The organism is Mycobacterium sp. IDUB_39 (genome assembly GCF_055419205.1).
The window spans coordinates 324,506-338,971 of the sequence record NZ_JBVAXF010000002.1 but is presented as its reverse complement, the minus strand read 5'-3'; the positions used below and the strand labels follow the sequence as shown (position 1 = coordinate 338,971).

General features: G+C 67.9%; 18 protein-coding genes. 8 read left to right on the top strand and 10 right to left on the bottom strand.

Going from position 1 to position 14,466, the window contains the following annotated elements; genetic code table 11:
- Positions 1-11 precede the first annotated feature (11 nt).
- From ACZY0X_RS07870 to pdxH, 4 genes are read right to left on the bottom strand one after another with little or no spacing between them, the layout of a single operon-like run.
- Entirely contained in the window at positions 12-692 is a 681-nt protein-coding gene (locus tag ACZY0X_RS07870; protein ID WP_463769170.1) for a TetR/AcrR family transcriptional regulator, read from the bottom strand.
- Entirely contained in the window at positions 676-1,347 is a 672-nt protein-coding gene (locus ACZY0X_RS07865) for a TetR/AcrR family transcriptional regulator (protein ID WP_463769168.1), read from the bottom strand. The genes ACZY0X_RS07870 and ACZY0X_RS07865 overlap by 17 nt, the downstream gene beginning before the upstream one ends.
- Before the next feature lie 34 nt (positions 1,348-1,381).
- Complete coding sequence (locus tag ACZY0X_RS07860; RefSeq protein ID WP_463769166.1) at positions 1,382-2,656, bottom strand: MFS transporter; 1,275 nt, start codon at positions 2,654-2,656, stop codon at positions 1,382-1,384.
- Between the two features lie 51 nt (positions 2,657-2,707).
- On the bottom strand, positions 2,708-3,370 hold the full coding sequence (gene pdxH / locus ACZY0X_RS07855) for a pyridoxamine 5'-phosphate oxidase (RefSeq protein WP_463769164.1): 663 nt from the start codon (positions 3,368-3,370) through the stop codon (positions 2,708-2,710).
- A 94-nt stretch (positions 3,371-3,464) separates the two neighbouring features.
- On the opposite strand from pdxH, the gene ACZY0X_RS07850 reads away from it, so the two are divergent.
- The 3 genes from ACZY0X_RS07850 (at position 3,465) to ACZY0X_RS07840 (ending at position 5,750) form a co-directional block, all read left to right on the top strand.
- Positions 3,465-4,583: a citrate synthase 2 gene (locus tag ACZY0X_RS07850; protein WP_463770551.1), complete on the top strand. Its 1,119-nt coding sequence runs from the start codon at positions 3,465-3,467 to the stop codon at positions 4,581-4,583.
- Entirely contained in the window at positions 4,580-5,200 is a 621-nt protein-coding gene (locus ACZY0X_RS07845) for a maleylpyruvate isomerase family mycothiol-dependent enzyme (protein WP_463769162.1), read from the top strand. The genes ACZY0X_RS07850 and ACZY0X_RS07845 overlap by 4 nt, the downstream gene beginning before the upstream one ends.
- Positions 5,201-5,288: 88 nt before the next feature.
- Positions 5,289-5,750: a VOC family protein gene (locus tag ACZY0X_RS07840; RefSeq protein ID WP_463769160.1), complete on the top strand. Its 462-nt coding sequence runs from the start codon at positions 5,289-5,291 to the stop codon at positions 5,748-5,750.
- Between the two features lie 5 nt (positions 5,751-5,755).
- Here the strand turns inward: ACZY0X_RS07840 and ACZY0X_RS07835 are convergent, their stop codons facing one another.
- The gene (locus ACZY0X_RS07835; RefSeq protein WP_463769158.1) at positions 5,756-7,435 is read right to left on the bottom strand and encodes an FAD-dependent oxidoreductase; all 1,680 of its coding nucleotides are present in this window, start codon (positions 7,433-7,435) and stop codon (positions 5,756-5,758) included.
- A gap of 4 nt (positions 7,436-7,439) precedes the next feature.
- Positions 7,440-8,480, bottom strand: coding sequence for an AurF N-oxygenase family protein (locus tag ACZY0X_RS07830; protein ID WP_463769156.1), 1,041 nt, complete (start codon positions 8,478-8,480; stop codon positions 7,440-7,442).
- A 138-nt stretch (positions 8,481-8,618) separates the two neighbouring features.
- Here ACZY0X_RS07830 and map point away from each other — a divergent pair, with 138 nt between their 5' ends.
- Positions 8,619-9,383 (top strand): type I methionyl aminopeptidase, encoded by a 765-nt coding sequence (gene map, locus ACZY0X_RS07825; protein ID WP_463769154.1) that lies wholly within the window; start codon positions 8,619-8,621, stop codon positions 9,381-9,383.
- A gap of 27 nt (positions 9,384-9,410) precedes the next feature.
- Here map and ACZY0X_RS07820 read toward each other — a convergent pair whose 3' ends face one another.
- Positions 9,411-9,872, bottom strand: a complete 462-nt coding sequence (locus ACZY0X_RS07820; RefSeq protein WP_463769152.1) for a CAP domain-containing protein — start codon at positions 9,870-9,872, stop codon at positions 9,411-9,413.
- A gap of 196 nt (positions 9,873-10,068) precedes the next feature.
- Here ACZY0X_RS07820 and serC point away from each other — a divergent pair, with 196 nt between their 5' ends.
- Positions 10,069-11,175: a phosphoserine transaminase gene (gene serC / locus ACZY0X_RS07815; RefSeq protein ID WP_463769150.1), complete on the top strand. Its 1,107-nt coding sequence runs from the start codon at positions 10,069-10,071 to the stop codon at positions 11,173-11,175.
- A gap of 106 nt (positions 11,176-11,281) precedes the next feature.
- Positions 11,282-12,091, top strand: coding sequence for a septation protein SepH (gene sepH, locus ACZY0X_RS07810; RefSeq protein ID WP_463769148.1), 810 nt, complete (start codon positions 11,282-11,284; stop codon positions 12,089-12,091).
- A gap of 15 nt (positions 12,092-12,106) precedes the next feature.
- On the opposite strand, the gene ACZY0X_RS07805 is transcribed toward sepH, so the two are convergent.
- The 3 genes from ACZY0X_RS07805 to ACZY0X_RS07795 are packed head-to-tail and all read right to left on the bottom strand — an operon-like array spanning position 12,107 to position 13,637.
- The gene (locus tag ACZY0X_RS07805) at positions 12,107-12,379 is read right to left on the bottom strand and encodes a DUF2537 domain-containing protein (RefSeq protein WP_463769146.1); all 273 of its coding nucleotides are present in this window, start codon (positions 12,377-12,379) and stop codon (positions 12,107-12,109) included.
- Positions 12,376-13,209 (bottom strand): TrmH family RNA methyltransferase, encoded by an 834-nt coding sequence (locus ACZY0X_RS07800; RefSeq protein ID WP_463769144.1) that lies wholly within the window; start codon positions 13,207-13,209, stop codon positions 12,376-12,378. Before ACZY0X_RS07800 ends, ACZY0X_RS07805 begins: the two co-directional genes overlap by 4 nt.
- The gene (locus ACZY0X_RS07795; protein ID WP_463769142.1) at positions 13,206-13,637 is read right to left on the bottom strand and encodes an Rv0880 family HTH-type transcriptional regulator; all 432 of its coding nucleotides are present in this window, start codon (positions 13,635-13,637) and stop codon (positions 13,206-13,208) included. The genes ACZY0X_RS07800 and ACZY0X_RS07795 overlap by 4 nt, the downstream gene beginning before the upstream one ends.
- A gap of 73 nt (positions 13,638-13,710) precedes the next feature.
- Here ACZY0X_RS07795 and ACZY0X_RS07790 point away from each other — a divergent pair, with 73 nt between their 5' ends.
- Both ACZY0X_RS07790 and ACZY0X_RS07785 read left to right on the top strand, forming a co-directional pair.
- The gene (locus tag ACZY0X_RS07790; protein ID WP_463769140.1) at positions 13,711-13,986 is read left to right on the top strand and encodes a DUF2530 domain-containing protein; all 276 of its coding nucleotides are present in this window, start codon (positions 13,711-13,713) and stop codon (positions 13,984-13,986) included.
- Positions 13,987-14,000: 14 nt separating this feature from the next.
- Positions 14,001-14,456, top strand: a complete 456-nt coding sequence (locus ACZY0X_RS07785; protein ID WP_463769138.1) for an SRPBCC family protein — start codon at positions 14,001-14,003, stop codon at positions 14,454-14,456.
- Positions 14,457-14,466: the final 10 nt, after the last annotated feature.

The window sequence follows — 14,466 nt, the reverse complement described above, 5'->3', positions numbered from 1 at the left end:
GAAGGTAGTCGCTATCCATCGAGCGCGCTTAAGTGGGGGAGCCTGTCGAGGTCCGGTTCACCGAGCGAGGGCTGCCAGGTCCGCTTGAACAATTCGACGGCCGCCGACAGGCGATCACAGATGACGCGGGATTCGATCGGGTCGTTCCCCGGTTGCCCGAGGCCAGCGAAGGAGTCCGAGAAGAGGATCGCCCACGTGTCGACCACCAGAGTGACGGCTCGGTCGCCCACCGGAACGCCCATCCGCCGGGCCATGACCCTCATCGTGGCGCCGTCGGAGACGTCATGCCGCAACGACAGCGCCGAGGCCCGGTACGACGTGGAGCCGTTGATGATCCGAATCAGCGTTGCCATCTGTCGGAACCCCGGCGTCTCGTAGCCGTCCCTGCCTGTGAAGACCTCGATGGACGCGCCGAGCAAGGCCTCGTACTCGGTGATGCCGACGGGCTGCTTCTCCATTGCCCCGGCCATCAGGGCGTCCAGGTCGTCGGCGATGGCGGCGACCACCGACACCTTGGTCGGGAAGTACCGGCTGAACGTCCGAGGCGACACGTCAGCGGCAGCGGCGATCTGCTCGACCGTCGTCACGTCGTAGCCGTGGCGCAGACAGAGATCGGCGGCGGCCTCGATCAGCGATGCACGTGTCCTGCGTTTCTTGCGCTCCCGCAAGCCGCCATCAGTGGCCTGCGCCATGCACCGCCCCATCGCCTGAGAGCAGGTCCGCCGACATCTGGGCCACCTGCGCGAAGGCCTCGTTGATTCGATCCACCATGACCAGCGGTCCGAGACGGAAGGTGTCGGTGTCGCCGATCAGGTCGCCGCACGCGGTCACGATCGTCGACGAGAAGACCGCGCCGACCAGACGGCGGCTCCGATCCTCCACATTCACGCCCATTCGCTTGGCCACGACCACCTCGGTCATATCGTGCTTGAACTCGACGGCGGCCTGGCGCAGTGTGTCCGAGGCGTTGATGACGCGCAGCATCAGGATGATGCGCTCGGTCGTCATCCTGCCGACCTGGCGCTTGGCGACGCGGGTGAGCACCGCCACGTGCGCCTGCCGCATCGCCTCCAACGGACCGACGTCGGCCTGAACCGTCTCCAGTTCGATGGCGACCTCATGCGAGTAGTCGTCGATCAGCGTGAGGAACACCGCGTCCTTCGTGGCGAAGTACCGGCTGAACGTGCGGGGTGAGACGTCGGCGGCCGCGGCGATCTGATCGACGGTGGTGTTCTCATAGCCCTGACGCAGACATAAGTCCATAGCAGCGTCAATAAGCATCGAGCGAGTCCGCTGTTTCTTGCGCTCGCGCAAGCCAGGAGCGGCGCCGTCAGCGAGTTCAGCCACGCGCGGAATATTAACTCCCGGACATGAGAATTCCTTAAGTTACTTGCCCAATCACGCGATAGTGCACGAACGCCGGCACGACGAGACTGGCGATCACCACACCCACCACGACCAGTGCGCCACCACCCGCCGCGGCCACCGTGGTGCCTACTGCAGCGGCCGCCGCGCCGTGGAGCGCATCGGCCAGTCTCGGACCACCAGCCACCACCACGGTGAACACCCCCTGCAACCTCCCCCGCAGCTCGTCGGAGGCCGCCTGCTGCAGGATCGTCGACCGGAAGGCCGCCGACACCATGTCCGCGGCTCCCCCGATGGCAAGCAACGTCAGGGCGATCCACAGCAGCGTGCCCGCCTGACCGCCCGCCAGCCCGCTGGCCAATCCGAACCCGACCATGGCAAGCCCCCACACCACGATCGCGATCACCACGGCGAGGCCCTGACGCCGGATTCGCGGCAGCCACCCGGAGAAGACGCCGCCTGCCACCGCGCCCACCGACATCGCCGCGGCAAGCAGCGCCATGGTGAGACCACCATCGACCGGTGCGCCGAAGCTCAGGTGCGCCATCTCGGGGAACAGCGCCCGCGGCATGCCGAAGATCATCGCGATGAGGTCGACGACGAACGACATGAGGACCACGCGGTTACCCGCGAGGTACCGAAAGCCGTCCAGCACCGCGCCCAGGCCCCACCTGCTCGCACCATCGGCGGCGGGCGAGGCAGGCATCCGGGACAGTCGCACAGTCGCCCATATCGCGGCCGTACACGTCACGGCGTCGATCAGGTACAGCGTCGACAGGTCGACGACGCTCAGCAGCACCCCCGCGAGCAGGGGCCCCACGATCGCCCCGAACTGCATCACCGTCATGTTCAGCGAGTTGGCGGCGGGTAACTGCTCCCCGGGCAACATCCGCGGGATGGCGGCCGACCGCGTCGGAGAGTTCACCGCGTAGAACCCTTGCTGCACCGACAGCAGGCACAGCACCAACCACACATTGTTCAGCGCCAGCGCTGCCTGCAGCCACAACAGCACCGACGCGAGCGCCAGTCCGCACGACGAGATGATGAGCAGAAGCCTGCGATCCATTGCATCGGCCCATGCGCCACCCCACAGGCCGAACACCACGAGCGGGACCAGCGCGAAGATCCCTGCCAGTCCGACATAGGCCGAGTTCTGCGTGAGCACGTACAGCTGAACGGGCACGGCGAAGATCGTGAGATTCGCCCCGATGACGGTCGGGATGCCGGCCAGCCACAGCCGCCGAAAATCCGGCGTTCGCAGCGGTGTGGTGTCGGCGAAGAGGCTAGCCACCCTTGTGGAGGGTCAAGGGTGTCACGGGGGCGAGCGCAGCGACGGGGAGAATCACGGCTGCAGACGCTCGATGTGCTCGCCGGTCACCCGAATCCTGTTGTGCACCCGATTCTCTCGCCCCTGCCAGAACTCGACGACATCCGGCGCGATCAGGTACCCACCCCAGTTCGGCGGCACCGGGATGACATCGAGATTCTCGAACTTGGCGCTGACCTCGGCCAGTCGCCCCAACAGCGCCCCCCGCGACGCGATTGGGTGCGACTGATGCGACGCCCACGCCCCCAACTGGGAACCCCGGGGACGCTTGGACCAGTAGTCGGCGGTGGCCTCGGCGGACACCTTGGTCACGTGGCCGCGGACATGAACCTGGCGGCCCACTCCGTACCAGGGGAAGGTCGCCGACGCGTAGGGGTTCGCGGCGATCTGGGCGCCCTTGTCCGAGTCGTAATTGGTGTAGAAGCTGATCCCGGATTCGTCCACGCTCTTGCACAACACACTTCGGGTGACGGGCCTTCCCCGCGAATCGACAGTGCCGACCACCATCGCATTGGGCTCTGGCAGGCCTGCCCGTTCGGCGTCGGATATCCACGTGCGCAACAACGTGATCCATCCGTCGGCGAGCCAGTCGGCGTCCAGATCCGGGCTGCCGTCCTTCTCCACCGAGCCGTACTCCGCCCGCATCCGTGCCAAGTGCCCGCCGTCGTCGTGCGCCATACGCGTCGACGCTACGCCCGCCTGTTCACCGCCCCTTTACCGACCGCTGGTGACCCCATTCGAGCCAAGTGCAAGAATCCGAACTATGAGTGGCATGCCTGGGGTGCCCGACGACTTCGTCGCCGGCCTGGAAGGCGTCGTAGCCTTCACGACCGAGATCGCAGAACCCGACAAGGACGGCGGCGCGCTGCGCTACCGCGGCGTCGACATCGAAGAGCTGGTCGACCGACACGTCACGTTCGGCGACGTGTGGGCGCTGCTGGTCGACGGGGAGTTCGACCGCGGGTTGATGCCCGCCGAGCCATTCCCACTGCCCATCCACAGCGGCGACGTCCGCGTCGACGTTCAGGCGGGCCTGGCGATGCTGGCCCCGATCTGGGGCTACGCCCCGCTGCTCGACATCGACGATCAGACCGCCCGCGACCAGCTGGCCCGCGCCTCGGTGATGGCGCTGTCCTACGTCGCGCAGTCCGCCCGCGGCATCCATCAACCGGCAGTGCCGCAGCGCACCATCGACCAATGCTCCACCGTGACAGAGCGTTTCATGACCCGCTGGAAGGGCGACCCGGATCCCCGGCATGTCGAGGCGATCGACGCGTACTGGGTGAGCGCGGCCGAACACGGTATGAACGCGTCGACGTTCACCGCCCGTGTAATCGCCTCCACAGGTGCCGACGTGGCGGCTGCGCTGTCCGGGGCGGTCGGCGCGATGAGCGGGCCGCTGCACGGTGGCGCACCGGCCCGGGTGCTGCCGATGATCGACGAGGTCGAGCGCAGCGGTGATGCGCGCGCAGTGGTCAAGGACATCCTCGACCGCAAGGACAAGCTGATGGGCTTCGGGCACCGGGTCTACCGGGCCGAGGATCCGCGCGCCCGGGTCTTGCGGGCGACCGCGAAACGGCTCGACGCACCCCGCTACGAGGTGGCCGCCGCGCTCGAGCAGGCCGCGCTCGCCGAACTGCGCGAACGCCGCCCGGACCGTGCCATCGAGACCAATGTCGAGTTCTGGGCCGCGGTGATGCTGGACTTCGCCGAGGTACCCACCACGATGATGCCCGCCATGTTCACCTGCGGTCGGACCGCGGGCTGGTGCGCTCACATCATGGAGCAGAAGCGTCTCGGCAAGCTGGTGCGCCCGTCGGCCATTTACGTCGGCCCGCAGCCACGCAGCGTGGAGTCGGTCGTCGGGTGGGACCGCGTCTCGGTCGCGTGAGCGCCTCGACGTCGAAGACCTTCGCTACCGCCGCCGAGGCGTTCGTCGACCTCGTCGGTGCCATCCCCGCCGATGCGTGGGACGGGCCCGGCCTTGGCGACTGGGATGTGCGCTCGCTGGTCGGTCACACCTCGCGTTCGTTGATCACGGTGAGCACCTACCTGCAGACCCCGGCTGAGCGCGAGGACCTCGCGGGCCCTGTCGAGTACTACACCCGCATGCGCGACGTCGCGGCCTCCCTCGGCGCCGCCGACGTCACCGAGCGGGGCAGGCAGGCCGGCCGAGACCTCGGCGCCGACCCCGCCGTGGCGGTGGCCGATCTGCGCCGCCGCGTGCTGGCCGACCTGGCCGCTATCGACGACGACCCGTTGATCGCGGTGATCGGCGGGCTGGGCATCCGGCTGAGCGGCTATCTGCCGACGCGCACCTTCGAGATGGCCGTGCACGGTCTGGACATCGCCCGCGCCACCGGAATCGATTTCACGCCGCCGGCACCAGTCCTCGACGAGGCGACCGCGCTTGCCGCGCGTATCGGTGTCGCCCTGGGGCACGGCGAGGCGGTGCTGCTGTCGCTGACGGGCCGCGCGCCGCTGCCCGCCGGATTCTCCGTCGTGTAGCGCGAGGCTGGTGAAATCCCATTGCGATGAGTTTCCCTCGAGCGGATGGTCGGTAGTGGTGAACACCCGCCCTCGAGAGGAGCTCCCCATGACCGAGCCGACACGTCCCACCGCCCCCTTCCTCGTCCCCCACCTCGTCGTCGACGACGCTGCCGCAGCCATTGACTTCTACGTCAAGGCATTCGGGGCCACCGAGTGGATACGCATGCCCGGACCCGATGGCAAGTTGATCCACGCCGCGCTGGACATCAACGGGACGATGGTCATGCTGAATGACGACTTTCCCAAGATGAGCGGGGGAAAGTCGATGACGCCGACCGCCCTGGGCGGCAGCCCAGTCACCATCCACCTGCAGTTCGCTGACGACGTCGATGCCAGATTCCAACGGGCACTTGATGCCGGCGCCACCGTCATCGCCCCGCTGGAGGACCAGTTCTGGGGCGACCGCTACGGCGCCGTCCGTGATCCGTTCGGGCATCACTGGTCACTGGCGCAGACCGTTCGCGAGGTGGACATGGACGAGGTCGCCAAGTCGATGGGTCAGGGCTGAAACCGCTAGCGGCGCAATCCCGCGAGCAGGCGCCGTCCCAGTGAGGGGGTCGGTGCGCTCGCCGCGGCATCGAGCATCTCGGGGATCGTGGTGAACTTGTCGCGGGGCCGCAAATCGCCGCCGCGGGCGATCTCCGCGGCATCGATGGCCTTCCATCCGGCACCGTCGACGATGTCGGGCTGACGGCTACGCACCAGCCGGTCCATCGCGGCCGATCCACCCGTCGGATCGGCGAGCCGGCCCGTGTTGTAGTCGGCCACCAACTCAGCGACGGTCTGCGCCGCACACGACTTGTTGGTGCCGATGAACCCTGTCGGGCCGCGTTTGATCCAGCCCGCGACGTACGTGCCGGGCACTGCCGTCCCGCTGCCGGGGTCGAGGACCCGCCCGGCGTCGTTGGGCACCACGTCGGCGTCGTCGTCGAACGGCAGGTCGCGAATTGGCTTGCCGCGGTAGCCGATCGACGTGAGTATCAACCCGGCCTCCAGTGACCGAAGCTCGTCGGTGCCGGTGACCGCGAAGGTCATACCCTGCACGTGCGACTCACCGAGCACGCGCTGAGGGGTCAGCTGGTAGGCCAACCTGATGCGGGGTCGCATGCTCGGAGTCGAGGCGTCGCCGAGCTTCGACAGGACCTCAAGTTTATTGCGCGTCAACGGATCGGTTTCGTTCGCGAGGTCGCGCAGCACCAGCTCGTGATCCGCAGTGTCGAGCACCACCTCGTGCGTGTTCGTCAACCCGATCAACTCAGGCAGCGTGAAGGCGGACTGCGCGGGACCACGCCGGGCCGCGATCACGACCTCCCGTACCCGCGAGTCGCGCAGCGCTGCCAACGCCTGATCGGATATGTCGGTGCGGGCCAACCTGTCCGGGTCACTCGTCAGAATCCGGGCGACATCAAATGCGACGTTGCCATTGCCGACGATCACCACCCGCTCATGGCTCAGATCCACCGGAAGCGTGGTGAAGTCGGGATGCCCGTTGATCCACGCCACCAGTTCGGTGGCGGTTCCGCAGCCCGGCAGACCCATACCCTCGACATCGAGCCGACGGTCGTTGGGCGCTCCCACGGCGTAGAGCACGGCATGGTGATGTGCCATCAGCTCGGCATGGCTGACATGGGATCCGACCTCGACGTTGAGGTAGAAGGTGAACCCCGACGTGCGTGCCGTCCGATCGAACAGCCAGGTGACGCGCTTGGTGGTCTGGTGATCGGGGGCGACGCCGGCCCGGACCAACCCGTACGGTGTCGGCAGCTTCTCGAAGACGTTGACGCGCACACCCTTTTGCGTCAGAAGCTCGTCGGCGGCATACATGGCTGCCGGCCCGGACCCGACGATCGCCACGGTCAACGGGCCGCTCGGACGCGGGTGAATCATGGGTGCCTCGATCACCGGCGCCAGCTTCGACGTCGGCGGCAGCTTGCCCTCGCGCTTCGGGTAGAAGGACGCGTTGAGTTCGATGAACGGCAGCTGCTCGGGCTCGAGCTTCGAGGCGGGCGCGATGGCGCCGACCGGACAGGCCGAGACACACGCCCCACAGTCGACGCATGCCACTGGGTCGATGTAGAGCATCTCCGCCGTCGCGAAGCCCGGCTCATCCGGTGATGGATGGATGCAGTTCACCGGACACGCGTAAACACAGGACCCGTCGCTGCAACACGACTGGGTGATCACATGAGGCATGCGCCTACGCGACCGGGACCAGGTGCTGGCGTTGCGGCTCGCTGCGGTAGCGGCTGGGTGTGCCGTTGATCCGGCAGATCCGCCACATGAGCTTGGCAAGCGGGTTCATCAGGCCGGTGTCGTGGGCCAGCATCCGCACGTCGCCGAACATGTCGCGCAGCATCTGCCGAGACTCGGGCGAGCGGAAGAAGATCTCCTTGCGCACCGAGCGCGGGATGTCGAATTCCTTCCAGAACGCCCGCGGCGGCACGATGATGGCCGAACACAGGATCCGCATCGTCAGCGGGACGTAGAGCGACAGCCAGAACCGCTTGCGTCGCGGCAGATGGGGAACGCGCTTGCGCAGGTACTCATGGGCGAATGAGATGTGCCGCGCCTCCTCGGCCACGTGAATGGCCATGACACGCTCCATGATCGGATGCAGGGTCTTGCCCTCACGCAGGACGTTCTTCTGCGTGTGGTCGATCGGTTCCTCGCCGGCGAGAATGCCGAACCAGAACGGGATCGGCAGCGGTCCGGCGACCAGCGGGATGGTCGGCTGTATCCACTTGAGTAGCCGCGGCATGCCGGGCACATCGACGCCGATGCGGTTCACCATCTCCTGGAACATCATGGTGTGGTTGCACTCCTCGACCGCCTCGTGCAGGCAGTAGCGGTACTCCGGCGAACCATTGGGCGCCCAGAACGCGTACTCCATCAGGCCGCGGATCAGGATCGACTCGAAGTGCAGGCCGACCTTGGCGACGTTGGCCTGGCGCCACATGCCGATCTCGATCTGACGTTCCTTGGACTGCGCCTGGTACCAGGCGTGTTTTCCGAACGGGTCCGTCCCGGGCAGGATCCAGCGCTCATCGTTCGGGATCACCGCGAACTCCGGCGAGTCCCACGCGATGTCGGTGTAGGGATTGAAGTTGCGTCGCACCGAGCCCTCGGACAGTGTGTTGAGCATGTCCACGTATGCGGTGTCGTCGAGGACGTCCATGTTCTTGCGCCAGCGCCGGATGATGCGCGTCCTACCCGGATTGGGTGCGGTCTTGACGGCCATTCGAAGCCTCCCGTGAGGTTTACATTTGTCGGCTTGCTGTCTAAACACAGTACCCGTGGTCCCAGGTTTTGAACATGACTTGCGCGATATGTGCGCCAGCCAGGTAATCCCAGTCACATGTGAGGCAGGTCACGTCAAATGGTGAAGCTGAAGAGCGCCGCCGAGATCGAGTCGATGGCCGCGGCGGGTGCCGTCGTCGCCGAGGCCCTGCGCGCAGTCGTCGCGCACGCCGCTCCGGGCTGCTCGACAAGGGACCTCGACGCCGTGGCCGCCGACGTGCTGGCCAGGCACGGGGCGACATCGCCGTTCCTGAACTACCACCCGCGGTGGGCGCCCTCACCGTTTCCCGCGGTCCTGTGCACCAGCGTCAACGACGCCGTCGTGCACGGCATCCCCACGACTGCGGTGCTCGCCGAGGGCGACCTGGTCTCGGTGGACTTCGGTGCCGTCCTGAACGGCTGGTGCGGTGACGCCGCCCGCAGCTTCGTCATCGGCGCGGCAGATCCCCGCGACACCGCACTCATCGAGGCAACCAACGCCGCCCTGGCCGCGGGTATCGCCGCGGTCCGACCGGGGAACACCCTCGGCGATATCGGCCACGCGATCGCCACGTCCGCGCGGCGCGCAGGTTACGGGATGCTCGCCGACCACGGCGGTCACGGCATCGGCCGCACCATGCACGAAGATCCCCACGTGCCCAACGAGGGCCGTCCCGGCAAGGGCATGAAACTGCGGCCCGGCCTTGTCATCGCGATCGAACCCATGCTGATCGCCGACGGCTCCGACGACTACAAGCACGACTCCGACGGTTGGACGCTGCGCACCGCCAGCGGGGCGCGTGCCGCGCACAGTGAGCACACCGTCGCCGTCACCGCCGACGGTGCCCGAATCCTGACCAACTGACGACGGCCGGGAGGCATTTCGGCGGCTCTACCGGGTCCCGAAATCCCCCGTCGCGGTCATCTTGTTGCCGTCGCTGACCGCCGAGAACCCCGCCTCGGTCAAACCGCAGTCCGTGATGATCGCGCGGTGACCTGGGCTGTTCATCCACGACGTGACCGCGGTTGCCGGGTTGCCCGCGGAGCCGGTGCCCCAGAAGACGACCTCGCCGACTTCGGCGTACTGCGTGTAGCCGGCGTCCGTGACGCGCTGGACCAGGGAGGAGCCGTCCGAACCGGTGTGCTCGGCCACCCCGCTCACGAGCATGTCCCTGGCGTGCCGCTCCGCGGATGCAGTCAGCTGCGGGTTGGCCGCGACGGGCCCACAGCCGTTCGCCGCGCGAGTCGCGTTGATCTCGCTCAGCACCGCGCCGCCCTGATCACCGCCTACGGGTCCGTCCGGGCCGTCGGCCTGGGCCGGCACCGCGGCGAGCGCCGTTCCGAACACCACCATGGCCGCCACACATATCGAGTCAAGCGTCGAAATTCTTCCGCGACTGATCACATGCCCTCCAAGAGGTCAGTCCCCGACCCCTCCCCGGGTGGACACCACGGGGTTCAATGCAAGGAGGGGGTACCCACATTTCGGGTTTTTCTGCACGCCCTCCCCGGCCAGAAAGTGCGCAAGTCCGGTCACTACCCTTAGCGGCATGGCCGAACTCGTGATTCCCGCCGACCTCAAGCCCGCCGACGGACGCTTCGGATGCGGGCCGTCCAAGGTCCGCCCCGAACAGCTGCAGGCGCTCGCCGCCGCGGGCCACCTGTTCGGCACGTCGCATCGGCAGGCTCCGGTGAAGAACCTGGTCGGTCGGGTCCGCGACGGCATCCGGTCGCTCTTTGCGCTGCCCGACGGCTACGAGGTCATCCTCGGCAACGGCGGCTCCACCGCGTTCTGGGACGCCGCCGCGTTCGGCCTGGTCGACAAGCGTTCGCTGCATCTGACCTACGGCGAGTTCAGCGCGAAGTTCGCCTCGGCGGTGGCGGCCAACCCCTTCGTCGGCGACCCCATCGTCATCAAGGCCGACGCAGGCAGCGCGTCGCAGCCGCAGTCGGATCCGTCGGTGGACGTCGTCGCATGGGCCCACAACGAAACCTCGACGGGCGTCGCACTTGGAGTGCAGCGTCCGGCCGGTGACGCCCTGGTCGTCATCGATGCGACGTCGGCGGCCGGCGGCCTGCCCGTCGACATCTCCGATACCGACGCCTACTACTTCGCGCCGCAGAAGAACTTCGCCTCCGACGGCGGGCTGTGGCTGGCCGTCATGAGCCCGGCCGCGCTGGCCCGCGTCGAGTCGATCGCCGCGTCGGGCCGGTGGGTGCCCGACTTCCTGTCGCTGCCGATCGCGATCGACAACAGCCTCAAGAACCAGACGTACAACACACCGGCCATCGGCACGCTGGTGATGATGGCCGAGCAGCTCGACTGGCTCAACGGCAACGGCGGCCTCGACTGGGCCGTCAAGCGCACAGCCGACTCGTCGTCGCGGCTGTACACGTGGGCCGAGGCATCCAGTTACGCCACACCGTTCGTTGCCGACCCCGCCCTGCGCTCGCAGGTCGTCGGCACCATCGACTTCAGCGATTCGGTCGATGCCGCCGCGGTCGCCAAGGTGCTCCGCGCCAACGGCATCGTCGACACCGAGCCGTACCGCAAGCTCGGCCGCAACCAGCTCCGGATCGCGATGTTCCCCGCCGTCGAACCCGACGACATCAGTGCGCTCACCGCGTGCGTCGACTGGGTCGTTGAGCGGTTGTAGGCAGCACCTGCAGTCAACCCCCGCGTGTCAACGCGGTCACGAGTCGGTAACGCAGTAGGGTCATCGATTAAGCCGCGCTAGGTCCGGCGGCCAGAGGAGGTCTGGAATGCGGGAACTCAAGGTTGTTGGACTCGACGTCGACGCCGATCGCATCATCTGCGAAAGCACGGACTCCCCAGAGAAGTTCATCCTGAATGTCGATGACCGCCTGCGCGCCGCAGTGCGCGGGGAGCGCGTCATATCGCGTCAACCCGAAGTCGAGGTCGAGATTCCGAACACGTTGCGCCCCCGAGACATCCAAGCCAAGATCCGCGCGGGCGCATCCGTCGAACAGGTCGCCTCGGCGGCCGGTGTTGACATCGCACGCGTCGAGAGATTCGCTCACCCGGTGCTTCTCGAGCGCTCGCGCGCGGCCGAACTCGCGACCGCCGCACACCCGGTGCTCGCCGACGGCCCGTCGGTGCTGACACTGCTCGAGACGGTGACGACGTCACTCGTAGGACGCGGCCTCGACCCGGAGTCGACGAACTGGGATGCCTGGCGCAATGAGGACGGCCGCTGGACGGTACAGCTGGCGTGGAAGGCCGGCAGGTCGGATAACGTCGCGCACTTCCGGTTCACGCCCGGCGCACACGGCGGCACGGCCACCGCGTTCGACGATGCCGCCGCCGAACTCGTCGACCCCGACTTCGACCGGCGCCCGCTGCGCGCCGTGGCACCCGTGCCGCAGCTGGACTTCTCGATGCCCGCACCTGTTGCCCCGCCGGCACCTGCTCCTGCGCCTGAACCGGTCGCCGCACCCGAACCGCCAGCCGCCCCTCCCGCGGCCAAGCCGGCACGCGCGCGTCGACGCAAGCCCGAGGTGCCTGCCTGGGAGGACGTCCTGCTGGGCGTCCGCTCCGGCACCCAGCCGTGAGCTGATCCTGGCGGTCTAGCCGCCGAGCACGATCGCCAGCATCGCCACCCAACCGATCGCGACGCCGACGGCACTGCCCAGGACGAACCACCGCCATACCGGGCGGGTGCGCCATCCCCACACCGTCGGTGCGAGACCACCGACCGCGACGATGTTGAGGCCCACCGCCAGTAGTGGATGCACACGGGTGAGACCGAGGCTCAGCACGATGATCGCCGCAGCCGTCAGCGCCGCGACGAATGCGGCCACCGTCAGCCCGGTCCCCCAGGGCGTGGCTTCGTCCGTCACGGGTGAACCCTAGCCCGCTCGTAGAACGCCAGCGCGGCAGCAGTCGCGACGTTGAGCGAGTCGGTGCCACGCGACATCGGGATCCGCACGCGCACATCGCTCGCACGCATCGCCCGCTCGCTCAAGCCGGGCCCCTCAGCGCCGACGAGCATCGCGACCCGATCATCGGCCAGCCCCGACATCGCCTCCGCCAGCGATGGCGCGGCCGGAGCGGGTGTCATGGCCAGCAACCGGAACCCCTTGTCTCGCAGCGTATCCAGATCAGCCGGCCAGTCCGGAGCCCAAGCGTAGGGCACCAGCAGCGCATGCCCCATGGAGACCCGGACCGCCCGCCGATAGAGCGGATCGGCGCAGCCGGTGCCGAACACCACCGCGTCAACGTCCAGGCCCGCCGCGTTGCGGAATATCGAGCCCAGATTCTCGTGGTCGTTGACACCCTCGAGCACCGCCACGGTGCGGGCGCCGTCCAGCACCGCCTCCAGCGTCAACTCCGCGGGCCGGGCAGCCGCCGCGAGAACCCCGCGGTTGAGGTGGAAGCCGACCACCTCGGCCATCACCTCGGCGCTGGCGCGGTAGTACGGGGCGTCGGTGCGTGCGAGGTCGTCGGTCAGCTCGCGCAGCCGCCGGTCGGTTCCGAGGAAGGCGCGCGGGGTGAACCGCGACACCAGCATGCGCTGCACCACCAGCACACCCTCGGCGATCACCAAACCCTTGCCGCTCGGCAGATCGGGCCTGCGGTCAATGCTGTTGAGGTCTCGAAAGTCATCGAGTCGGGGGTCGGCCGGATCGTCAACGTCAACGACGTTGGCCGCGCGGGCGGGCCCGCTCACGTGCCTTCGTCGACGATCGCCGACATGAGATCGGCGGCCTGGAGCAGGGTCTCGCGCTGGTCGGGCGTCAGTTCGGCCAGCCGCTGCTGCAGCCACTCGCGGCTGGCGCGGCGCTCCGCCTCGATCAGCTCGAGACCCGACTGCGACGCCGACACCAGCACCTGGCGGCCGTCGTCGGGATGAGCGGCCCGGTTCACGAAGCCCAGGTCGGCCAGCGAGGCGATAACCCGCGTCATCGACGGCGGACGCACGCGTTCACGCACGGCCAGCGCACCGGGGGTCATCGGTCCCTCCTTGGCCAGCGAGGCCAGTGCCGACAACTGCGACAGCGACACCGGTGAATCCGGTCTGCGGAAGCGCAACTGCCTGGCCAGCCGCACCACCGCCAACGACAGGTCGCTGGCCAGGCGGGCGTTGGCGTCGCTCACGAGGCATCAGACTACCGACCGGCCACCTGGATCGGTCGCAGGGACGCAGCCGCGCATCGACTAGGTTGACTTTGTGGCCGGATCCGACCCCGGCGCGCCCGCCCAGCGGGAGGCGCCCGAACCACCCGCGCTGCCTGCCGCCCTGCTGCAGCCGTGGCCGGTCATCGTGGTTATCGCCGCGGGGTGGTTCATCGCGGCAATCCTGGCCTTCACGCTGCCCGCTCTGCACGAGTGTCGCCCCGTCACCATCGCGGGCCTCGGCGTCGGAGTCCTTGGCACAGCGATCTTTCTGTGGCAACGTCGCGCCGTACGCCGCGGCTCCCGTGGAGCCCAGAGCGGCCTGACCTGAAAGCTGGAGGGGTAATGGCGGAACCGTTGTTGCAAGCCGAGATCGACATCACCGCACCGCCCGCCAAGGTGTGGGCATTGGTGTCGGACCTCTCCCAGATGCCTCGCTGGAGCCCGCAGTGCCGGATGATGCGGGCGTTCGGCCCGCTTCGCCCGGGCACCCGGACCGTCAACCTGAACCGGCGCGGCTACATGTTCTGGCCGACCACCAGCCGGATCACCGAGTTCGACCCGGAGCGCAGGCTGGCGTTCCGGGTCAACGAGAACAACACCGTCTGGTCCTACGAACTGGAACCCACTGCCACCGGCACCCGCCTCATCGAGAGCCGGCACGCCGAGAACGGCGTCAAGGCCGTGTCGAACGCTCTGGTGAACTCCCTGATGGGCGGTGTGCCCAGCTTCGAACAGGAACTGCTCGAGGGGATGAACGATTCGTTATCTCGTATCAAGGCCGCCGCGGAGGCGGTTTAGGAATCAGCGG